Origin of the sequence: Natronorubrum daqingense (assembly GCF_001971705.1) — an archaeon.
GTDB lineage: Archaea > Halobacteriota > Halobacteria > Halobacteriales > Natrialbaceae > Natronorubrum > Natronorubrum daqingense.
The window spans coordinates 2,273,597-2,294,857 of sequence record NZ_CP019327.1 but is presented as its reverse complement, the minus strand read 5'-3'; the positions used below and the strand labels follow the sequence as shown (position 1 = coordinate 2,294,857).

General features: G+C 63.3%; 22 protein-coding genes. 6 read left to right on the top strand and 16 right to left on the bottom strand.

Annotated elements, in window-relative coordinates:
* The first annotated feature begins 62 nt into the window (after window positions 1-62).
* On the top strand, window positions 63-1,670 hold the full coding sequence (locus BB347_RS11140; RefSeq protein ID WP_168170949.1) for a glycosyltransferase family 39 protein: 1,608 nt from the start codon (window positions 63-65) through the stop codon (window positions 1,668-1,670).
* 111 nt (window positions 1,671-1,781) lie between these two features.
* On the opposite strand, the gene BB347_RS11135 is transcribed toward BB347_RS11140, so the two are convergent.
* Together BB347_RS11135 and BB347_RS11130 are read right to left on the bottom strand one after the other, a co-directional pair.
* The gene (locus tag BB347_RS11135; protein ID WP_083687739.1) at window positions 1,782-2,894 is read right to left on the bottom strand and encodes a glycoside hydrolase family 26 protein; all 1,113 of its coding nucleotides are present in this window, start codon (window positions 2,892-2,894) and stop codon (window positions 1,782-1,784) included.
* Between the two features lie 180 nt (window positions 2,895-3,074).
* Window positions 3,075-4,100: an AI-2E family transporter gene (locus BB347_RS11130; RefSeq protein WP_076581458.1), complete on the bottom strand. Its 1,026-nt coding sequence runs from the start codon at window positions 4,098-4,100 to the stop codon at window positions 3,075-3,077.
* 115 nt (window positions 4,101-4,215) lie between these two features.
* Here BB347_RS11130 and BB347_RS11125 point away from each other — a divergent pair, with 115 nt between their 5' ends.
* Window positions 4,216-4,950 carry a DUF547 domain-containing protein gene (locus BB347_RS11125; RefSeq protein WP_076581456.1) on the top strand — a complete coding sequence of 245 codons (735 nt, stop codon included), beginning with the start codon at window positions 4,216-4,218 and terminating at the stop codon, window positions 4,948-4,950.
* A 52-nt stretch (window positions 4,951-5,002) separates the two neighbouring features.
* Here the strand turns inward: BB347_RS11125 and BB347_RS11120 are convergent, their stop codons facing one another.
* Window positions 5,003-5,590, bottom strand: coding sequence for an amphi-Trp domain-containing protein (locus BB347_RS11120; protein WP_083687738.1), 588 nt, complete (start codon window positions 5,588-5,590; stop codon window positions 5,003-5,005).
* Between the two features lie 211 nt (window positions 5,591-5,801).
* Here BB347_RS11120 and BB347_RS11115 point away from each other — a divergent pair, with 211 nt between their 5' ends.
* On the top strand, window positions 5,802-6,674 hold the full coding sequence (locus BB347_RS11115; RefSeq protein WP_076581734.1) for a hypothetical protein: 873 nt from the start codon (window positions 5,802-5,804) through the stop codon (window positions 6,672-6,674).
* A 40-nt stretch (window positions 6,675-6,714) separates the two neighbouring features.
* Here BB347_RS11115 and BB347_RS11110 read toward each other — a convergent pair whose 3' ends face one another.
* The 5 genes from BB347_RS11110 to BB347_RS11090 all read right to left on the bottom strand — a co-directional run bounded on the left by BB347_RS11110 (window position 6,715) and on the right by BB347_RS11090 (window position 10,919).
* Window positions 6,715-7,443, bottom strand: a complete 729-nt coding sequence (locus tag BB347_RS11110; protein ID WP_076581454.1) for a nucleoside phosphorylase — start codon at window positions 7,441-7,443, stop codon at window positions 6,715-6,717.
* A 194-nt stretch (window positions 7,444-7,637) separates the two neighbouring features.
* Window positions 7,638-7,940: a HalOD1 output domain-containing protein gene (locus tag BB347_RS11105; RefSeq protein ID WP_076581452.1), complete on the bottom strand. Its 303-nt coding sequence runs from the start codon at window positions 7,938-7,940 to the stop codon at window positions 7,638-7,640.
* A 141-nt stretch (window positions 7,941-8,081) separates the two neighbouring features.
* Complete coding sequence (locus BB347_RS11100) at window positions 8,082-8,963, bottom strand: carbohydrate kinase family protein (protein WP_076581450.1); 882 nt, start codon at window positions 8,961-8,963, stop codon at window positions 8,082-8,084.
* A gap of 38 nt (window positions 8,964-9,001) precedes the next feature.
* Window positions 9,002-9,823, bottom strand: a complete 822-nt coding sequence (locus BB347_RS11095; protein ID WP_076581448.1) for a DUF63 family protein — start codon at window positions 9,821-9,823, stop codon at window positions 9,002-9,004.
* A gap of 118 nt (window positions 9,824-9,941) precedes the next feature.
* Window positions 9,942-10,919 (bottom strand): ribose 1,5-bisphosphate isomerase, encoded by a 978-nt coding sequence (locus tag BB347_RS11090; RefSeq protein WP_076581446.1) that lies wholly within the window; start codon window positions 10,917-10,919, stop codon window positions 9,942-9,944.
* A gap of 71 nt (window positions 10,920-10,990) precedes the next feature.
* Between BB347_RS11090 and deoC the strand changes: the two genes are divergently transcribed.
* Window positions 10,991-11,626, top strand: coding sequence for a deoxyribose-phosphate aldolase (deoC, locus tag BB347_RS11085; RefSeq protein ID WP_076581444.1), 636 nt, complete (start codon window positions 10,991-10,993; stop codon window positions 11,624-11,626).
* A 40-nt stretch (window positions 11,627-11,666) separates the two neighbouring features.
* On the opposite strand, the gene BB347_RS11080 is transcribed toward deoC, so the two are convergent.
* Complete coding sequence (locus tag BB347_RS11080) at window positions 11,667-12,848, bottom strand: NAD-binding protein (RefSeq protein ID WP_076581442.1); 1,182 nt, start codon at window positions 12,846-12,848, stop codon at window positions 11,667-11,669.
* Between the two features lie 220 nt (window positions 12,849-13,068).
* Here BB347_RS11080 and BB347_RS11075 point away from each other — a divergent pair, with 220 nt between their 5' ends.
* Complete coding sequence (locus tag BB347_RS11075) at window positions 13,069-13,350, top strand: ubiquitin-like small modifier protein 1 (RefSeq protein WP_076581440.1); 282 nt, start codon at window positions 13,069-13,071, stop codon at window positions 13,348-13,350.
* Here the strand turns inward: BB347_RS11075 and BB347_RS11070 are convergent.
* The 7 genes from BB347_RS11070 to BB347_RS11040 all read right to left on the bottom strand — a co-directional run bounded on the left by BB347_RS11070 (window position 13,337) and on the right by BB347_RS11040 (window position 20,046).
* Entirely contained in the window at window positions 13,337-13,705 is a 369-nt protein-coding gene (locus tag BB347_RS11070) for a hypothetical protein (RefSeq protein WP_236995943.1), read from the bottom strand. The two genes, BB347_RS11075 and BB347_RS11070, sit on opposite strands and share 14 nt — an antisense overlap.
* Before the next feature lie 198 nt (window positions 13,706-13,903).
* A complete protein-coding gene (locus tag BB347_RS11065; RefSeq protein WP_076581438.1) occupies window positions 13,904-14,917 on the bottom strand; it encodes a GNAT family N-acetyltransferase in 1,014 nt (337 codons plus the stop codon).
* Between the two features lie 370 nt (window positions 14,918-15,287).
* Window positions 15,288-16,535 carry a Glu-tRNA(Gln) amidotransferase subunit GatD gene (gene gatD / locus BB347_RS11060; RefSeq protein WP_076581436.1) on the bottom strand — a complete coding sequence of 416 codons (1,248 nt, stop codon included), beginning with the start codon at window positions 16,533-16,535 and terminating at the stop codon, window positions 15,288-15,290.
* Between the two features lie 49 nt (window positions 16,536-16,584).
* A complete protein-coding gene (locus BB347_RS11055; protein WP_076581434.1) occupies window positions 16,585-17,625 on the bottom strand; it encodes a dipeptide epimerase in 1,041 nt (346 codons plus the stop codon).
* Window positions 17,626-17,627: 2 nt separating this feature from the next.
* Window positions 17,628-18,647: a DUF1611 domain-containing protein gene (locus BB347_RS11050; RefSeq protein WP_076581432.1), complete on the bottom strand. Its 1,020-nt coding sequence runs from the start codon at window positions 18,645-18,647 to the stop codon at window positions 17,628-17,630.
* Between the two features lie 62 nt (window positions 18,648-18,709).
* Window positions 18,710-19,642, bottom strand: coding sequence for a Vms1/Ankzf1 family peptidyl-tRNA hydrolase (locus BB347_RS11045; protein ID WP_076581430.1), 933 nt, complete (start codon window positions 19,640-19,642; stop codon window positions 18,710-18,712).
* A gap of 29 nt (window positions 19,643-19,671) precedes the next feature.
* Window positions 19,672-20,046, bottom strand: a complete 375-nt coding sequence (locus BB347_RS11040) for a DUF5802 family protein (RefSeq protein ID WP_076581428.1) — start codon at window positions 20,044-20,046, stop codon at window positions 19,672-19,674.
* Window positions 20,047-20,521: 475 nt separating this feature from the next.
* Here BB347_RS11040 and BB347_RS11030 point away from each other — a divergent pair, with 475 nt between their 5' ends.
* Window positions 20,522-21,184: a hypothetical protein gene (locus tag BB347_RS11030; protein ID WP_076581424.1), complete on the top strand. Its 663-nt coding sequence runs from the start codon at window positions 20,522-20,524 to the stop codon at window positions 21,182-21,184.
* The last annotated feature ends 77 nt before the right edge of the window (window positions 21,185-21,261 follow it).

Here is a 21,261-nt window from a genome sequence, read left to right as displayed (position 1 = left end):
CCGTTGTATTGGCGCGTTCGCGTGTCTCGGACGTTCTCATCGCGTATTGGCCGCAGTTATCGATGGCCATCGTCTTGCTCCTCGCCGGCGTCACCCGGTTTCACGGGCTGACGACGGACGGCCTCTGGCTGGACGAAATCGCAGCGCTCGAGGGATGGACACCCAACCCGTCGAGTACGATCGAAGCCATCGTCGCGGGCAACGTCCCCGAATCGCCGCTGCATATCGTGCTCGTACAGGGATGGCTCGGACTCGTCGGTTCGACGACCTTCCTCGCCAGGTCGTTCTCGATTCTCTGTGGGGTTGCCTCGGTCTACCTCCTGTACGCGACCGGACGCGTGCTGTTCGACCGACGCGTCGGCGTTATCGCTGCTCTCGTTCTCGCGCTCTCACCACTCCACATTCAGTACTCGCGGGAAGCCCGTTTCCTCGCGTTGTTGTTTCTCTGTAGTACACTCTCGTTCTATTTCTTCGCACGATTGTTATCCGGGGATCGCTCGCGGACCGTGTGGGCCGGATACGTACTCTCGTGCGTGTTACTTGTCTGCACTCACGTCACCGGAGTGTTCGTCATCCTCGCGCACAACGTCCTCGTCGCTCGATGGATACTCCCTCGAGGGTGGCCAGATCGAATCCCGACTCGAGCGTGGCTCACGGCGCAGACGCTGATCGTCGTCGGATCGCTCCCTTGGCTTGCGACGTTCGCCTGGCACGTTCGTCTGGGGAACACCGACCCGTTCTCGTGGTTCACGCCGCCAACGCTGGGCCAGTTCGCTCAGACGCTCCTCGTGTACGCCGGGAGGCTTGCGACCTACCCCTTCGCGGTTCACGACCCGGTCAGTCACACCCTTTCTGTCGTCGTCCTCGGCTGTCTCGCGGTGCTCGGAGCGTACTCGTTTATCACCTATACGCCGGACGACGTCCGTGAGTGGCACCAGAGCGCACCGTTCACCGCGGACGAACCCGACGACGAACACGCGACCGCGACGAAACGAACCGCCCGTTCGGCCGAAGCGAGCGCCGACGCCACCGTCGTCAGGACCTACCTTCAACGCGAGTACGTCGTCCTGTGTTGGGCTTTCGTCCCGATTTTGGCTCCGTACGTCATTTCACACGTGTTCGTGCCGGTCTTTCACCTCGAGTACGCGTTCGTCTCGCTCGGCGGTCTCGCGTTGCTAGCCGCACACGGAGTAACTCGGATCGATCGGCGTTCACTCCGCTGGCTCCTCGCGACACTCCTGCTCGTCGGATTGGTCGCTTCCGCGGGCGTCTACGTCGGTGCGGAGACGCAGGAAGATTGGCCGGGAGCGGCAGCGACGGTCGACGCGAGTCCGGACGAACCGGTTTTCGTCACGCCGGGGTATACTGCAGACGCGCTCGTCGCCTATACGGATCGACCGCCCGAAACCGTGCTGGATCCGCCCGACGCTGCAGTCGGTGACTCACAGGATCCGTTCGTTTCGCCGGAGGAGACGATCAACGAAACTGAAACCGCACTCGCCGATGCTCCCGGTAACGAAACCCAATTTTGGGTCGTCGCCCCGCAAGCGTACGAACACGAGGACGAGTGGATCACCGACCTCGAGGCCGCAGCGGCGGAGTACGAGTACTACGAGCACGGCGAGATCGACACCTACCGGTTTTCACTCGAGAACGACGAAACCGAATAACGCGAGCGCTGAGACGGTTTCGATCTCGGGGGACGAGCCACCCTCCGTGACCGACTCGAGGGCGACCTGAATCGAGTACCGCCGTGGTCGCGGTACGTCTCGTGTCGTCACTCAAAACCGGCCCTGGAAGTGATCGTTCGAGAGGACGCCGGGCGTCTGGGTGCTTCCGCCGACGTAGTCACCCCGCTGAACTCGTTCCCGAAAGCTATCGTAGACGCGATACCGTTCGTCTCTGCGTTCGTCTTCGAACGTATCCGTGCCGCGAGCACCGCCGAAGACCGCCCAGTCGGTTTCCTTGTCGACGTTGAACCAACACACCATTCGGATATCGTTCGCCTCGATGTACTCGAAGACATCGTCGATCCACTCGTCTTTGGCGGATACATCGTGCTCGCCGTCTCGGACCGATGTCGATCCAAATTCGGGGATCGATAGCGGTCGGTCACTGAGGTCGGTTAGTCTGGTCCGCATCGGTTCGAACACTGACTCCGGCGACTGCCAGCCATCCCCCATCGAACTATCACCGAAATTGTAGCCGTCGATTCCGATCCAGTCGACGTACTCCTCACCCGGGTAGCTCGCTTCGGTTGGAACGTCGGTGTGTTCTGTTGCGTTCGGATTCCAGACCCACTGGACGCGTTCACGTGGATCGTCCGCATCGACTGCGTCCATCAACCGCTCGTGAACGTAGCGCCACGCGTCGACGAACGGTTCGACGTCGTCGTCCTCGAGGACGCTCCAGGGAAGCCAGTCCCCGTTCATTTCCGGAAACGGCCTGAAATAGAGCCGTCGCGGCCCGTCGATCACCGGGTCGTCGGCCGCCAACCACGCCGAAAGTTCGTCCACCCACCACTCGAGGACAGCGTCGTACTCGCCGTCGCGGATCTGGTGCGTGATCGTCGACGGCGTCTCCGACTCCGAATCGACGTACGAAAGCCAGGTCACCATGGGGACGTGACCCGTCTGCCAGACGTCCGTTAGTCCCGAGAGGAAGTTCTGACGGACGCTCTCGTCGTCGTCCGCGTTCACGTAGAGCGTGAGCACGCCGAACCGCGTCTCGAGCCACTCCTCGAAGGGACGGTACTGTTCCGCCGAAGTGGCGTCGTCGCCGGGATACGAGCCGATAATTCGGGTTCCCTCGTCGGTCGTCGATTGAGTACACCCGCTCACCGAACTTGCTATCGCGGCCGTGGAGATCGTCCCGAGTATGTCGCGTCGACGCACAGCGTTCGTAACGACTGTTGGTCCTATATCTGTCACGGTGGAAAGCACACGATACCGTGAGGATCACAAAACGATATTATCGAATGTTGGCAACTCTTCACTGTTCAGCGAGGTCGGTCTCATCGTCGATCATCTCTTCGAGATCGAACGTGGATAGCATCCTCGACTACCGGTCACGAATCACGTCTCCCCCGGTTCGGAATCGCCCCCGAGTCGGTCGTAGTTCTCGTCGATGACGTCGACGACCGCGAGGAACGCGCCGAGGATCACGGGTCCGAAGAAGAGCCCCATGACGCCGAACGCGTAGATGCCGCCGAGGACGCCGAGGATGATCACGGCAGGGCTAATCTCGGCGTAGCGGTCGACCACGATGGGGCGAAGGTAGTCGTCGGCGATGCCGACGACGATGGCGCTGTAGACCGCCAGCGCGAGCGCGAGGATGGGTTCGCCGATCATCAGGAGGTAGATCGAAGCCGGAATCCAGACCAGCGGCGCGCCGATCAGCGGGACGAGCGAGAGGACCACCATGACGAACGTCCAGAAGCCCGCGTTGGGAATTCCGGTAGCGAACAGCCCTAATCCGGCGATGACGCCCTCGATGATGGCGATCAGGACGTGTCCGGCGAGAACGGCCCACATGACTTCGTTGAGTTCGCCGTAGAGGTCGTCCTGTACGTCCTCGGGAAGTGGCGTCTTGTCTCGGAGCCACGCCATCAGTTTGTCGCCGTCCTTGAGCAGATAGTAGATGAGAAAGAGCGTGAGTCCGAGGCCGATCAGCGTGTGCGTAAGCATGCTGAACCACTCCGTCGAGCGCTCGAGCAGAATCGTCCCGATCTCTTGAGCCGAGTCCATCACGGAGTCGGCGATATCAACCTCGAGTCCGGCCTGTTCTTCGATTAGCTCTTCGATTTCCGTCAGTTGGAGGGTCTCTGCGTCGGCATCTTGGAGGATTCTGACCGCGTCGTCCGCGATCATCGCGGCCACGAGCACGAACGGAACGATGAAGCCGGCAATCGCAACCAGGAGCAGGATGAACGCCGAAATCGTTGGCCCCACGTGTTTCTCGAGTCGACGCTGTAGCGGGTAGAGCACGAACGCGATGAGCACGGCAGCGAGAACGAACTGTAAGAACGGCGTCACGAGTTGCCACGAGAGGTACGCAAAGATGGTGACGAGCACCAGCAGATAGCCTTTGCTCCGGTTCATGCCCCATACCTCGACGCCGTCTCGGAAAAGCCTAGACCAGACATATTCGTCCCGGAGACTGTCGTACGCACTCGCCACACGGCTTCAAGAGGCTCCTACGCCAATCTACAGACGAATGTCGACCCAGCTCGACCCACTCTCTCTCTCGGCCGATCTGTTGTATACGGTCAAGACGGAGGGTGAGACGGCCTGGCTGCAAGAGCATCTCGCGACACTCGAGCGAGCGCCGCTCCGACGAGCACTGGCGACGCGCGAGGCCAAACTATCGTTCTGGCTCAACTGCTACAACGCTTACGCGCAGTTGCTTCTCGAGTCGACTCCGTCGTCACTCGAGGGCAGTCCGGTCCGCCGGTGGAAGTTCGCAACTCGCGATCAGATTCCGGTTGCCGGCGTCTGGTTGAGCCTCAACGACATCGAGCACGGCCTCCTCCGCTGTTCGAAGCACCCCTGGGGGTTCGGGTACGTTCCGCGGCCGTTGCCATCGACGTTCGAACGGGAGTTTCGACTACCCGCCTGCGATCCGCGGACGCACTTCGTGATCAGTCGCGGCGCGGAACACTGTCCGCCGGTGACCGTCTACTCGGCGGACGACGTCGACGAAGCGCTGGACATCGCCGTCGAGTGGTTCCTCGCCGAACACGTCTCCTACGACTCGAGTTCGAACGCCGCGACGGTTCCACAACTCTTCAGTCGCTATCGCGGCGACTTCGGCGGCGTCCGCGGTATCGTCGACTTCCTCCGGACGTACAACGCGATACCCGACGACGCGAAGCCGTCACTCGAGTACGAGTCCGGCCCGCACACACCCGACCTCGAGTTCGAGGTCGAACTGGACGATTTCCGCCCGTAGTCCGGTCTCGCCTCGTTTACTCCGACTCCGCCGTGGTCCGGTTTCGACTCGTTCACTCCGACTGGACGTCCTCCAACCGAGCCGATGGAACGATCTCACGCATATTGCGAACGGCTCGCCGGGCGTTCGAGCGCGAGGCGTACCCCTCGCCGCTGTCGGCGACGATGTTGCCGTTCCAGTGAACGAGTCGCCAGCGCCACTCCTCCGCGCGGTCTTCGTAGACCTCGAATCGACTGGTTCGCCCGTCTCGGTTCGCCTGTGATCCGTCCTCGAGCGTAATTCCGGTGGTATCTGCACCCCCTTCCGACAGGTCGACGCTCGAACCGTCGGGATCGTCCCACTCGAGTTCGAGTTCGAATTCGGCGACGGGCGGGTCGGAGTCGCCCTCGTACTCGACCTCGACCTCGGTTCGGACCCGTTCGGGAATCGCGACCGACGCGGTGTACTCCTCGGCGCTCACCCGAAATGCTCGGCCGTCTGCCAGCGCGTTCGAAAGCGTTCGCACCATCTCGGCGACGGCGGATCGGTCGTCCGTGCGCTCGAGTTCGAGTTCGAGTTCGTCGGGCTCGTCTTCGTCGCTGGACCGTTCGTCGTCGATCTCTCCCTCGTCGCTGCGTCGTTCGTCGTCGTGATCGGCCATATCTGGGCAACAACGAGCAGCGAGTTAGTGATGAACCGTGCGAGGGCCGTGTGGGGATCGAGCCAGCATGTCGACTGCGTGTGGTCGGACTCGAGCCAGCATGCCACTGTGCGTATCGGATCGAACCAGCATGTCGACTCCCCGAGCGTGGAACTCGCCTGCGAGCGGGTGAGCCGGTGTGTTTTTGTCGTCGCGCTGTCTGCTCACGCTCGTGACCTCTCGCGACTGGCAGGTCGAGCGACGAGCAGTCGTCGACCGAGACGAGTACGCGTGTCGATCCTGCGGATTCGAGGACGCCGGGGATTCCCGAACGGCCCTCGAGATTCACCCCATCGACACGGCGGAATCTGGACCCGGAACACACGCCCACGAAAGCGCCTTCGTCACCGTCTGTACCGACTGTTCGACGACGCTCCGGGGTGACCACGCTGGTATCCCAGAAACGCCAACGGCGTTGTTCGAACGTGTCCGCGAGACGACCCAGAGACAGGGCGGCGCAATCTCCGAGGTTGCATCGTTCGCGTCGCTCGCGACGTCGCTTCCCTCGGCGCTCGAGGCCGACGAAATACCTGCAAAGTCGGTCGACGAAACGAACGTCGAGTCGGCAGACGAGGGTCAGACTGCCGCCGAGAACGCAGCTAGCGACCCCCTCGAGGAGTACTGTCGAACCCGCCGCGACGCTATCCTCGCACTCGACCTCGCCGACGCCCACCTCGAGGCGCTCGAGGCGGTCGACGAGACGGCGTTCGATACCGACGTTCGCACGTCGCTCCAGTCGGTGGTCGAATCGGGCCACTCCCTCCAGTCGACGCTTCGCACCGTCGTCGAGCGAGCGGAGACGGTTCCGGCCGGTCTCGAGCGATGCGCCGCGTGCGTTGGCACAGTTACGGACGGTTCGTGCTCGACGTGTGGACTCGAGGCTCGAGCGACGAGCGAGTGGGAGGACCCGGACGGAACGCTCGCGTTCGAACGGCTCTTCGCGGCGATCAATAGCGAGTTGCAGGCCGCTTCGGGGACGACGAAGACGCTGACCGAGCAAACGACGACGCTCGCCGAGGCGCTCTCCGGCGAGGAAGCCTCCTAGACCCGAAGAAGAGTGGTGTGTCGACGAGGCGATTTTCGCGTTAGTGTTGCGTGATGGCCTCGAGCGAGATGTCGATGGCGCGGCCGACGTTGTTCTTGGCTTTGTCCGGGAGTTCGTCGTCTTCGGTGTCGGTGCCCTTCTGGGTGCCTTCGACGAGGTTACCGTCGACGGTACAGATGGCCCCGGCGCGCAGGCCCTTTCGGCGCGCGAGCGTGAAGACGGCGGCGGCTTCCATCTCGACGCAGAGCAGGCCGGCGTCTTCCCAGTCGGCGACGTGCTCGTCGGTTTCGGCGTAGTAGGCGTCGTCGGAGGCGATCGGCCCGACGTGGATCTCCTCGTCGTTGGCCTTAGCAGAATCGACGAGACTCGAGACGACGTCGTAGTCCGGCACGGCCGGGTACTCGACGTCTTCGTAGCGTTTCGAGGTCCCTTCGTTCTTCGCGGCACCGGTCGCGACGACCATGTCACCGATTTCGATGTCGGACTGGAGTGCGCCGGTCGTCCCGACGCGGATGAAGGTCTCGACGCCGACGTTCGCCAGTTCTTCGACTGCAATTGCTGCCGATGGACAGCCGATACCGGTCGAACAGATCGTCAGCTCCGTGCCGTCGTACGTCGCGTTGACGACCTTGTACTCGCGGTTCTCGGCGATCGTTTCCGAACTGTCACAGTGGCTGGCGATTCGGTCGACGCGACCGGGGTCGCCCGGAATGAGTACCCGGTCTGTCAACTCTCCGTCATCGACTAACAGGTGTGGCTGCGTTGCCATACCCTCCGTTTCATGCCGACTACGGTAAGTCATTTCCGGAGCGACCGCAGGATAGCCCGTGGTTTCGGTTTTGCAGTTGCTGTCTCAGTTTCGGTGAGAAAATACTCGAGGACGGGTCCCGAACGTCCGTCTGATCGCGACCTGCGTCGTCCCCGTTCCACCCACTGGGTCGTTCACTCGTCCGTGAACACCCGTTACTCGGCCGGCCGGACCTCGATTTGTCCGGGCTGAATCGTTACCTGCACGTCTTCGACCGTAAATTCGACACTCCCCGCGGCCCGCGTCGTTCCGCTGTGGGTGTCCGCGAAGAGGGCATCGAGTGCATCGGGATCGATGTAGTCGTACAGCCGCATGCTGGTTGCCGCGACGTCTTCACCGTAGTATTGGGCCAGCGCTGTTGCGGTTGCGATACTTGGCGGTTCGTTGGTCTCTCGATCGTAGCGGACGCGACGTGTAAATTCGCATCCGTGGGACTCGCTAATCCTTCCTTCCGTCATGTCTCTCCGTCACGTTTCCGTGACGTTCCATATGAACGGCCAACGGCTCGGACTATATAATTACCGTCAGACAACGGTCGGTGATAATCGCCAGACGGCGGCGGGTTTGGGGGGCTCTCGGCCGGATAAAAGGTCTATTGGTCAGGATCGTTCACTGAGAAACTCCTCGAGCGCCGTTGCCGTCGGAGCACTTCGCGCACCGTCTCGACTCGCAGTCAACGCTCCACAGGCGTTCGCGTACTCGAGCGCCTGCTCGAGATCGGCCCCCTCGAGTCGCGACGCGATGAATCCGGCGGCGAACGCGTCGCCGGCACCCGCCGTATCCGTCGCGGTCACGTCGTAGCCGGGATGTGTGTACGTTTCCGCCCCACGTCTGACCGTTGCGCCGTCGTCGCCGGAGGTCGTCACGAGCAGCTGTTCCTCGCTTCGGTGTTTCACGGGCTCGTCGACCAGTGCCGTCGCCTCCCGATCGGTGACGAACAGGATATCGGTGTGCTCGAGCGTCTCTCCGTACTCGCGGTCGCCGAATCGACGCCCGGGGTCGAAGCTGACGGTGACGCCGGCGTCCCCAGCGGTGCTCGCGATCGCGCTGGCAGTTTCGGGACGCTGGCTCGTCAGGTGCACGTGGTCGACCCCGCGGATCCGGGTCGGCTCGAGGTCCGACGGCTCGATGGCTTCGTTGACGCCGTCGGTGCCGAGAATCGATACTTCGCCCGTGTCGTCGACGAGCAGGTACTTGACGGCCGTACTGGCGTCCTCGACGACCTGTAGCCCCGACAACGCGACGCCAGCCTCCTCGAGTTCGCGTCTCGCGAGCAAGCCGTTGTCGTCGTCGCCGACGCTGCCGATCAGCCCCGTCTCGACCTCGAGTCCGGCGAGGGCGGCGGCGACGTTCGCGGCACTGCCGCCGCCGGATTGGCGTTGCGAGCGAATCGTCGCTTCACCGTCGGCTTCGGGGAGTCGGTCGACGCGAAGCGTCACGTCCCAGTTGACGTGGCCGGCGGCGAGTACGGTGGGGCCCATTCGATACGACAGTAAAGACGGGGGTGTCCGAAAAAAATCTAGGTGATAACAAACTGTAAGACGTTGTGAACGCCCGGTCCGAGGCCGACCGCTGCGATCAGGGCAAGCACTACTCGCGCCTGCTGTGGCCGTTCGTCGACGTATTCCTTGAAGAGCCCGAGGATCACCACTGCGAGCAGGACTTTGACCACGATGAACACCCAGCCAGCACCGATGTACTCGTCCGTCGGCAGCGACTCGCCGGCCTCGAGAATGAGCCTCGAGAGCGGGACCTCTTCTGCGGCGCCGAGGACGTCGTAACCGATTGCGGTCGAGACCCCATCCAGTGCGTGGCCGAAGACGACGATCACGCCGGTGATGCTCGTCGTGGCGGCGACGTCGGTGTAGCGGAGGCTGAGCGCGATCCAGGCGATGGCGGTGACGGCGCCGGCGATGACGACGCTGATGACGGGCCAGAACAGTTCGAAATTCCCAACCGCCCAGCCGATGTTGAGGAAGATCATGACGAAGACGGCAAAGAAGGCGGTCCCCGAGATCCCGACGAATCGTTCGATCGTCGGCTGCAAGCCACCCGCATAGAGGAAGATTCCGATGATCCAGGCGCTGCCGGCGATCACCGCCGTCACGAGGTAGACGCTCGGCGCGGCGAACAACGACTCGAGGTTGTCCGGATAGGCGTCGATGCGGTGTAACACGTGGAGCGTCGACCCGAACATCATCCACGGCGCGAACGCCAGGACCGTTCGATCGGTCACCGGCGGTCCGAGCGCCCACAGCAGCGCCACGATCCCCACCAACACGACCAAAAGCGGGACGAGAAGATACCACGGTGGAAGCACGAACCCCTCTGGTACTACCATATAGCTACTGGCACACACCACTACCAAACACTTTCCGATTGACAACTACTCAAATCGATCACGTCTCGTTTCCGTTACACTCCTCGAGGGCGGCAGTATCGACGTCTGATTCTCGACGTTACGGCTCCCACGGCTCGCTGGTCGTCTCGCCGAAGAGCTCTCGCATGAGTGTCACGATGCTCTCCGGCGGGTACTGGCCGCGCTCGGTGACGATCGCGTCGACGTAGCGCGGCGGGGTGACGTCGAACGCCGGATTCTCGACGACGAGGTCGTCGTCGGCGTACTCGTCGTCGATGTCGGCTCGTTCGTCGTCCGAGACGATTTCGCTCTCCGCGCGCATCTCGATTTCGACCGTGTGGCCGGTCATCGTGTCTGGATGGAGTTTGATCGTCTGTGCGGCGACCATCACCGGAACGCCGCGCTCGCGCGCGTTGACTGCAAGCCCGCTCGTTCCGATCTTGTTGATCACGCTCCCGTCGGCCGCGATGCTGTCCGCGCCGACGAGGACGTGATCCGCCCGATCGAGATACCGACGCGCCGCGTTGTCGACGACGAGCGTCACCGGAACTCCCCACTCGCGCAACTGTCGGGCCGTGATGTGACCTTGCTTTCTGGGTCGAGTCTCCTTGACGATCGCTTCGATCTCCTTGCCGTCCTCGAGGGCGGCTTCGACACAGGAGAGCGCGTCCGTCGAGTGACAGTGGGTCATCACGACGTCACCGTCTCTGAGCCGGTTCGACCCGACCGTGCCGAGTTTCGATTGGGCTTGGGCTAGCTCTCGCTGGAACGCCTCGGCCTGATCGATCGTCGACGCGCGCAACTCGGCGACGGTGGCTCCCTCCATACCCCGGAGAACGTACCGAAGCGCGTTCGGCAGGCTCACTGCCGTCGGTCGCGTCTCGTAGAGCGTTTTCGCCGCGGCCCGAAGCTCCGTCCGGAACGCCGCTTCCGTCGTCGCCTCGGATCGCTTGGCCTGCGTCGCGAGTGCGCCGGCGGCCGCGTCCGCGATCGTCGCCGCCCCGCGGGTCCGCATCTCGGCGATGTCGTCGGCCGTCGACGCAACTGCCGAGTCGACGGCGTGCTGACGGTCGGTCATGTTCTCTCGTTTCGTCCGGGCGGCCAAAAGTGATCGGTCGGGTTTTTCCCTATCGAGTGAGAGCCTTGGGTATGAACCGCAGCGACCTCGCGCCGCTGATCGACCACACCGTGCTCGGCCCCGAGACGACGATGGCCGACGTTCGAACCGTCCTCGAGGAGGCAGCCGACCACGGAATGAACGCCTGTATCCCGCCGTACGCGCTCGAGGAGGCGGACGAGTACGCCCCCGACGTGACGCTCGCGACGGTGATCGGGTTTCCCCACGGCCAGAACGATCACGACGTGAAACGACGGGAGGGCGTCCTCGCCTGGAAGGCCGGAGCCGACGAACTCGACGTCGTCGTCAATATTGGTCGACTGAAGGCGGGCGAAGAAGACGTCGTCAGGGCCGAACTGGCCGAACTCGTCGCCGCCGTGCCGATTCCGGTCAAGGTTATCATCGAAACCGCGTTGCTCACCGACGAGGAGAAACATCGGGCCTGCCGGGCGGCAGACGCAGCCGACGCGGCGATGGTCAAGACGTCGACGGGCTTCGCTGATGGGGGTGCGACCATCTCGGACGTCGAACTCATGAGCGAGTACCGTCCCGTCAAAGCGAGCGGCGGCGTCGGCAGCTACGACGAGGCGATGGCCATGCTCGAGGCCGGAGCCGAACGGATCGGGGCCTCGAGCGGCGTGGACATTCTCGAGGGCGCGCCGGAGTAAGCCGATTTCTCCGTCTTCTGCCGATTCGTGGACCCGTCGACTACTCGTCACCCGTGAGTCGATCGATGAGTTCAGTGTCGTCGCTACCGAGCGCCGAGCGAACCAGCAGGTGGCCGCCCAGCACGGTCGGGCTGATCACCGTGTCTGCGCCCGCGCGCTCGAGTTTCTCGCTGTTTTCGCTATCCGTCGCGGCGGCGACGATACGCGTGTCGGGTGCGAACTGCCGGGCGGTCAAGATTGCGAGTGCGTCCTGGGCGTCGTGATTCGTCGCGACGACGATAGCGCTCGAGCGACCAATCTTCGCCCGCTGGAGGGGTTTCTCGTCGCTCGGGTCTCCCGTAACGACCGCGATATCTCGCTCGGAGAGCTCCGACGCCGCGTCCCGGTCGTTCGTTACGACGACGAACGTCCGGCCGCTGCCCGCGAGTTCGTCGACGATCGGTTCCGTCAGTTCGCCGTAGCCGAGCACGAGGAGGTGATCCTCGAGCAACTCGAGTTGTGAATCGGACATCTTTCCAAGGGTTTTCGAGATCCGCGCCTGAATCGCCGGGCCGACGAGCGCTCCGATGGCGATACCGAAACTGGCCACGCCGAGGACAACGACGGACATCGTGAACAAGATTGCCTCGGGACTTTCGGGCCCGATATCGCCGTAGCCGACGGTGCTCGAGGTGATCAGCGTGAAGTAAAACGCGTCGAGGATGTTTTCGACGCCGTCGAAATCCTCGCGAAGGGCGTACGCGCCGGCGGTGCCGTAGGCCTGGACGCCGACGAGCGCGCCGCCGGCGGCCAGTTGCGTCGTCGTCAGTGAGATCGACTTGTCGAAGCGATCGCGCGTGATCAACAGGAACGGAATTGCAGCGAGCGAGAGGACGACCAGTGGAGCCGAGTACCGACTCACCTGCAACACGCCCTGAATCGCCGTCACTGGCAGGAGAACCAGCGTGGCGTACCAGCCGGCGCGCAGCCCGCGGCGCAATGCGAGCGCACTGCCGACCATCAAAAATCCGGTTAACGCGCCCGTGAAGCCGACCGATCGCTGGACGACTTCGGGGACTAAGCCGACGAGTGGCCCGTCGACGACGACGTCCTGGCCGATGTGCACGACGCCGGTGACGACCGAGAGCAGCGCGACGAGCAGCGAGAGTACGACGGCTGCACGAACCGTGACGATTCGCTTCCAATTTTTGGGCAGCCGCTGGAGCAACGCCTCACCGACCATATCGCTGTTCCATCACGCGATTAGTTAAACACCGTCGGTACCGTTCGGAGGCGAATCAGGTCGCGAACGGACTCGAGCGAACCCGACTGTAGACGGACTCGAGCGATACCGACACGCCTTCGGCCGTTCCCTATCCAACCTCCTTCACGGTACGCTGTTCCGATGGCGAGAGTCACTCGAGAGCGGTAGCTACTTGCCCGCGGCGGCGATAGCGCCACCTATGACGGAGTGGAAACTGTTCGCCGACCTCGCGGAACGTGCGGGCGACAAACACGTCACCGTCGACGCCTCCGCCGGGGATACCGTCGGAGACGCACTCGAGGAACTTCTCGCGGGTCGACCCGACCTCGACGAGCGCGTTCGCGACGACGACGGTGAGTTGCGATCGCAGATCAACGTACTGCGCAACGGAACGAACGTCTTAGTCGAAGAAGATGGTCTCGAGACCGAACTCGAGGCGGACGACGAACTGGCGTTGTTCCCGCCGGTCAGCGGAGGGTAGCGGTCTGGGTCTGCTGTCGCGTCGATTCTGATTGGCTTCGAGCGCCGCTTTCGTGGCGCTCGTCGACGACTCGGTAGCGATGAATCGTCATCTCGCCTTCGGGGTGGATCAATACGGTGTCGTCGTCGCAGTAGGGCTCCTGGAACCACTCGGCGGCGACGGGGTAGCTCTGTAGCAGGGGCGTGTGCTCACTCACCGCGTCGATAGGCGTGACGCGGGAGCGTAGGTCCGGCGTCACGACCACGAGCGTGCCATCGAAGCCAACGTAGCGTTCGGGCGTCTCGAGGCCGTCGTCGGTAAAGGAGAGTTCACCGCCGTCGACGGTTTCGTCCGGTTCGTATGGAGGGTGTTGCATGAGTTCTCGTTCCGAAGAACGTTCCGTTATAATATGAATGGGAACGGGCGTGTTCTCCCTCAGAAACTCCGCTCGCGTCGAAATCACACGACAACTTACTAACTCATTTTGCTCCTCGAGCGAGGTTCGACACACGATCGATAGCGCCTATTTCGCCGTCGTATTCTGTTCGTCGCGTTCGTAATTGTTTGCAACCAATCACTCTCCAGTCAGGTCAGTTCCGAGAACGAAATCCGGCTCCTCGGCGATTTCGACTCCGGCGAAGGGGGCGTCGCTGACGTCCCTGGCAGTTTCTGGAATCAGTACGCGCGTCTCGTCTGCACCACACTCGGCTGCGTCTCGAGCGATGGCTGCGAACAGCGACCGGGCGGCTTCGACGTCCTCCCACGCGCCGACGCCGTACTCGGCCCAGGTTTCCGTCGTCTCCTCGCCGCCGTCCTCGACGGGGCGGTCGTACGTCCGCGTGCGGTAGGAAACGCCGGCGACGCCGTCCTCGCGTTCGACGGCGAAGAGGGCCGTCTCGTCGGCGAAGCGCTCGAAATCCGATCGCGTGAGTTCCCGCATGGCCCAGGACTCTTCGGGCGCGAGTCCGAGCCCGCTCAGGTGCTCGCGGGCGTCGCTGTGGGTCCAGTAGCGCCAGGCCGCCGCGGGATCGCTCGAGACCCGTTCCGATCTCGTTGTGTCGGCATCAGAGTCAGCATCAGGGCCGGGGTCGAGGTCGGCGTCGGGTTCGGGATGGGCAAAGCGAAACTCCGTGAGCGGTTCGTAGCCGCTGTAGCGCGCGGAGCCGAGCGAGGCCTGGTTCCACGAGAAGATCATGACGCGGGCGACCGTCGCGTCCTGTTCGCGGGCCCACTCGAACAACGACTCGTTCAATCGGTGGCTCACGCCCTTGCGTCGGTGGTCGGCCGCGACGCGCATCCCCTGGAACCACGCTTCGTCGTCGGTGAGCATGACGCCCTGAACGATTCCGGCCGCCTCGCCGTCGACCTCGGCGAGGAACGTCTTCTTCCCCGTCTCCTCGTCGTCCTCGAGCCAGTCGTGGTAGACGTCGGGGATGTAGTCGCCGCCTCGATCCGGCCAGATGTCGCTCGTGAAGGCGACGACGCCGTCGTAATCGTCGTGAGTCGCACGCCGAATCTCGAGGTCGAACTCGCTCGTGGCTGCGCTCGCGTCGGCGTCTTCATCAGCATCGTCGGTCCGCTCGTTCATGCCCGGTGATTCGGCGTCCCTCGAGAAAGGCCTCACTATCGACAGGTGGCTCGCTGTTGGTTCTGGGTGGGGGACAGGTTTCGAATGTCGACTCGAGAAGAGTTTGTAAGGCCATACGTGAGAAACGACGTTAAACGAGAGATGCACACGACGCACGGACTCAAACGCGAGTGACCTGCTCTCGTGCCAACAGGGAATTCCACGTCCTCCCCAGCCGATTCGTTCGCTCTCGCTGGTCGCTCACTCATCCCTCGCACGACGGCGGCTCGCAACTCGCTGGTCGCTCGGTGCGAGCCAGCGCGCGCCACCGCGCCGAAAACGCCCTTCCAGATACCAGCTTCAGTGATGACGAGCCAGAAAACGGACTCGCTTACTCCCAGGGAACGGATCGTTCCTGAATCTCGCCTGCGAGCGACGTTCCCATGGCCTCCTCAACGTGTTCGCTGTTCTCGAGTGCCCACATGAGCTTCACCTTCGCGGTCCCCGGCAGGGTGTCGCCGGCTTCGACGACGCCGGCCTCGAGCAGGTCCCGACCCGTGTCGTAGACCCGATCACAGACCCGGCCCTCGAGACATTGACTCGTCATGACAACTGTCATGCCGTCCTCGATTAGCTCCTTGATTCGGGGGATCAGATCGGTGTGGACGTGCCCGAGACCGGTTCCCTCGATGACCAGCCCGTCGCTTCCCTCGACCACGTCGAGGAAGGCGGGGTCCATTCCGGGCGTGAACTTCAGCAGTTCGACGTCGCTCGCGAGTTCGTCCGCGATCTCGAGGTCGGTCTCGTCTCGCTCGTGGTACTCACGACGGAAGCTGACCTCCTCGGTGTCGTAGTCCACTGTTCCCAGCGGCTCCGCACCGACGGTCTCGAAGGCGTCGCGTCGGGAGGTGTGATTCTTCCGAATGCGAGTTCCACGGTGGAGCGCACAGATATCGTCGCTCTCGGAGCCGTGCATGCAGACGAGTACCTCCGCGCAGTCGCTCTTTGCGGCCTCGACGGCCGACACGGCGTTCATCACGTTGTCCGAAGACGGTCGATCCGCCGAGCGCTGGCTTCCCGTGAAGACGATCGGGACGGGCGTCTCGAGCATGAACGAAAGTGCCGAGGCGGAGTACTGCATGGTGTCGGTGCCGTGCATGACGACGACGCCGTCGGCACCGGCTTCGATCTCCTCGGCGACGGCCCGTGCGAGGTCCTGCCAGAGCGGCGGTTCCATGTTCTCAGAGAGGATGTTCGCGACGACGCGCCCGCGGTAGTTCGCGCGACCCGCGAGATCCGGAACCGCCCGAAGCACGTCCTCGGCGTCGAACTGGGCCGTCACCGCGCCGGTGCGGTAGTCGACCGTCGACGCGATGGTGCCGCCCGTCGAAATGAGCGAAATCGTCGGCAGGTCCTCGTCGAACTCGACTTCGGAGCCCGTCTCCTCCTCGGCACCGTCGCCGTCGATTTCGTAGACGTCCTCCTCGAGCACGTCGACGTCGGCCGCCTCGCTGTCGATACCGACGTTGTAGCCGCCCTCGAGTTTGACGACGAGGTGGTCGTCGGTGCTCGAGGGGAGCAACACGCCTTCGTACGTGCGATCCGCGCGGTCGACGCGAACGCGATCGCCTGGGTTCATGGGTTGGCGTTGCGCGGCGGTGGACTTGAAGGCACGCTTTCGTCCGTTCTCACTCGAGCACCGCGCCGGTTCCGGATCGCTCGAGTCCGGCAAGGTCGATCTCGCCGTCGTCGACGGGGACGCCGTCGTAGGGGTCCGCGGCGAGCAACAGCGAGCCGTCGAGGTCGGCGTAGTCGAGCAGCGGTGCGAGGTGAGTGGCGGCGGCGATGGAGGCGTTGGACTCGGTCATACAGCCACACATGACCTCGAGACCGTGTGCGCGGGCGGCGTGGATCATCCGCTTCGCTTCCCGCAGGCCGCCACACTTCATGAGTTTCAGGTTGGCGATGTCACAGCGGTCGGCGATCCGCGGAATATCCTCGAGCGTGATGCAGGACTCGTCGGCCGCGATCGGGAGGGCGGAGCGCTCGTAAACGAACTCGAGTCCCTCGGGGTCCTCGGCGGAAACCGGCTGTTCGACGAACGCGAGGTCGTACTCGGCGAGACGGTCGATCTTCGAGACCGCTTCCCGGGGCGTCCAGGCCTCGTTCGCGTCGACGAAGAGCGTCACGTCGGGGGCGACGGACCGAATCGTCTCGATAATCTCCCGATCGCGATCCGTCCCGAGTTTGACCTTCAGCGTCGAGAAACCGCGCTCGAGGGCCGTCTCGGTCTTCTCGCGCATGGTCTCCGTGTCGTCGATCCCGATGGTGTAGGAGGTCTCGAGCGTCTCGCTCGGATCGAGTCCCCAGTACCGATAGAGGGGCACGTCGAGCGATTTCGCGACCAGATCGTGGAGCGCGATGCTGACGGCGCAGCGAGCGGCGGGATTTCGGTTCACCGTCTCGCGCATCCGCCGTTCGATTCGCTCGAGTCGGTGGGGGTCGTCCACGTCCTCGACGGCCGCGAGCAGGTCGGGCAACACGGCGCTCACGGTGTCGACGGTCTCGCCGTAGTGTGCGGACGGTCCCGCGCCGCCGATACCCACGGTTCCGTCCTCGTCCTCGATGCGAACCGTGACGACCTCCGTCTCGGTCGTCGTCCCGCGGGCGATGGTGAAGGGGTACTCGAGGGGCAGCGTGTGTCGTTCGAAGCGCGTCTCGAGGGACATCGTCAGAACAGCGCCTCCAGTACGTCGTCGGTTCCGAAGCGAATCACGTCCGTCGCGGGGACGCCGAGTTCGTCGGCGTACGCCTCGACCGCTTCCTGGGCGGCGGCGTCGTCCGCAAGGTTCGTCGTGTTCAACGCGCCGGCGACGACCTCGCCGTCCGCGACGGGAGCGGAGAGTCCCTCGTAGAGGTCCACGTACGTCGAGAGTTCGGGAACGTCGAACGACTCGTAGCCGTGAATCTCCTCGCGACCGGCGGCGTGACAGAGGACGAGTTTGTCGGCCATCGCGCCGTGGAGGATACCGCAGGTGACGGCCGAATAAGCCGGGTGGACGATGCTCCCTTGCCCTTCGACGAAGAGGTAGTCGTGCTCGTCCGCCTTCTCGAGGATCATCTCTTCGACCGCGCCCGCGGTGAAGTCCGAGACGACGCGATCGATCGGGTTCCCCCAGCCTTCGATCATAATACCGGTCTGGCCGGTCGGGATCACGCCGACGTCGTGTCCCGCCTCGCGGGCGTCTCGAGCCAGTTCCATCGTCGTCGTCATCTTGCCGACCGAGCAGTCGGTGCCGACGGTGAGGATGATCTCCGCGTCGACCTCGCCGGCGATGCCCTGACTGACCGTGAGATCCTCCGGGGGCTTTCGGACGTCTTCGAGTTTACAGCCGTGCTCGTCGGCGAGTCGGACGAACTCCTCGTCCTCGCTCAGGAAGTAGTGCAGGCCCGAAACGACGTCACAGCCGTACTCGAGTGCCGTCCGGACGTCCTCGCGCCAACTTTCGACGAAGCCGCCGCCGATGGGAGCGATGCCGATGAGCAGCGTGTCGACCTCGTCGGCCTCGAGGTCTGCCATTCCCTCGCGGATCGGGGCGTCCTGAACGTCCGGAACGAAATCGTTGACGCGCTGACCCGCGTTGTCCCAATCGAGCACGGCGACGGCGTCGTGATCGGCGTAGCGAAGCACGCCCAGGGCAGTTTTGGCGCGGTCTGGAAACTTCTCGTGTGCAAGAATTGCGACGTTCATACCTGCCAATTGGTGAGTGTCCACTTAACGGTGGACACTTCCAGTCAGGGTCACACGTCCCGTTACAGGACTCGGAGGTCGGTCGTCCAGAACGAGTGGTGGGCGTCCTCGAGCGCCGATTTTGGACTCCCCGTCGCGTCGACGGCGGCCGTTCCGGTCGGCTCGAGGTCCGATTCCGAGACGAGCGTGTCGATCACGCCGCGCTGGCCGACGACGAACAGTCGCTCGACGTCGTGGTCGGCCAGCGCGCGCTCACAGCGCTCGAGGTGGTCGTCGATCTGGTCGTTGCGAATCCGTTCGAATCGGGCCTGCGAGAAGCCGCCTTTCGAGTGGTTGCCCTTGACGTCGCTCTCGAACCCCTGATAGTCGACGCGTTCGCCACCGTCGTAGACGCCGAGTGCGAACAGGTCGGCTCTGAGGAGCGCGAGCGCGTACTCCCCTGTCGGGAGGAACCACTCGCGTTCGAGCGCGAATCGGTCGTCCCACTCGAGTTTCGGCGTGCTCTCCGGGAGCACCGGTGGCTCGAGCGTGACGGCGACGAGGCCGGCGTCGTCGACGCACAGAACACAGGGTGCGGCGTCGGCGACCAGTCCGCGTCGGTCGCCCAGTACGTCCTCGAGGTCGTCACCGAACTCGTCTCCCAGGTCTTCGAGTTCGTCGTCGGCCTCGAGAACGGCCGTCATGGCTCCTTCGGGTGCCGTCCGAAACGACGCGAGTCGGGAGAAGACGTCCTCGAGTCGCGTACCCCGGAGACGTTCGCGACGACGAAGCGAGAGCGACTGCCCGCTGTCGTCGACTCGCTCGAGTTCGCCCTCGAGTTGAGCGATGCGGTCCTCGAGTCGGTTCACCCGCTCTTCGGCGTCCTGTCTGGCCGTCGTCGCCTCGGCTCGACGCTCGGATTCCGCCTCGTAGCGCTTCTCGAGGCGGTCGTTTTCCTCCTCGAGGTCGTCGATTCGGTCCTTGAGCGAGGCACGGCCGAGCAACTCGTCGAGCATCTACCCACAAGGGCGAAGCGAAAACACTTCTAGGTTCCGACGTTGTAACCCCCCGCGTCGTCGTCCGGTTCACCGGCCCAGGAGAGTAGCTGATGGGCGCGCTCGCGTCGCGCGAGGAGAATCTCTCGAAGCGACGGCGGGTTTCTGACGTTCGCTTCTTCGACCATCGATTCGGGGAGGGCGAGGGTGTCCGTCGGCACGTTCTCGTCGCCGTGGACCGCGAAGTGGTGGTTCTCGAGTTTCATCACGAGCGGCGTATCGAGACGTTCGACGCCCGAACCGGTGGCGTACACCGCTTCGTTGATCCGCTCGTGTTGGTCGCTGTGCATGAGCGCACGGGTGCCGTCGGTCGGGGTGACGTAGAGTCGACCGAGGTAGTATCCCTGCGAAAAGCGCTCGAACATGGTAGTTGGTACCATGGTCGGATAGAATATAACTATTTTCGGACAACGTTAAGTCAGAGGACTATCAGCGAAGACTGTCGTTCGTCGACTTGTGCGCTGGTGGACGGTTATCGTCCGAACAATTGTCTCGTCGTTCTGGGTCGTACACGCGTCCGAGACCCGGAAAACGGCGTCGAAAACGCTCTCGAACAGTTCACGGTGTCGTTCACGTCAGTTAGTGACACCATGAAACGATACGTCTCGCTGGAAAGGATGCGTCGACGCGAGTTTTCACCCGCACTCTCGAGGAATAGCCACCAAATCAGCGTACTCAACGTGTGAGTCTGCCGTTCGTGTGATTCAAGCGGTAGTTGGACAACGCGGACGGCAACTGTGCTGGTCGAAACCGTTGAGATACGCAGAAACACCCGTTTACAGTCGTAAACGATCCAAACGAAGACCTCCCTTTTAGGATATTCGAGCCAACGCTCAGTCAATGACCACCAGACGGCCGGTTATCCTGCTCGTCTTCCTCGCAGTCCTCGGGCTCACGATGGCACCCGCTGCAGGAGGTGTCGTCGATAGTTCGGTGAGTACCAGTCCGTCTATCGATAACGAGTCTGCGGAGAGTCCGGACACGAACGTCTCCACGTTTATGCAATCGAGCGCGGCAGATGCCGAAAGCGAGGTCGACGCTGGCATGTACGAATCGAAGTACGAATCCGCCGAGGACGACAGAGACGAGGTCGTCCACGACCGAACGGACCAACTCGAGTCCCAACAGGAATCCCTCGAGGACGAGTACGAAACGCTGCAAGAAGAAACCGACTCGATCGACGGTGAGTATCAGGCGCGGATGACGCAACTGACCGTTCAGATCAACGCTCTCGAGCGCTCGATCAACCAGACCGAACAGCAGGCTGCAGAGGCTGGCGTCGACGACGACCGACTCGGTGCCCTTCAGGAAAACGCCTCTGAGATGGCCGGCCCGGAGGTCGCTGCGTTCGCTCAGGAACTCGCTGGACCGAGTGGCACTCCTGGCGGTGGGTCGGTCGCTGATGCCGGTTCGTCTGCGGAGTCTTCCGACCGAGGACAGGCCGAGAGCACACAGTCGACTGATTCTGGTTCACCAGCAGAGGCCCCGAACGGCGACGAATAAGCGCCAAATCGTCGCTCGGCCACGCTCCGTCGACCGTTCGTTCTCGAAGCGAGCAGACACCCTTTTCAGCGACGACC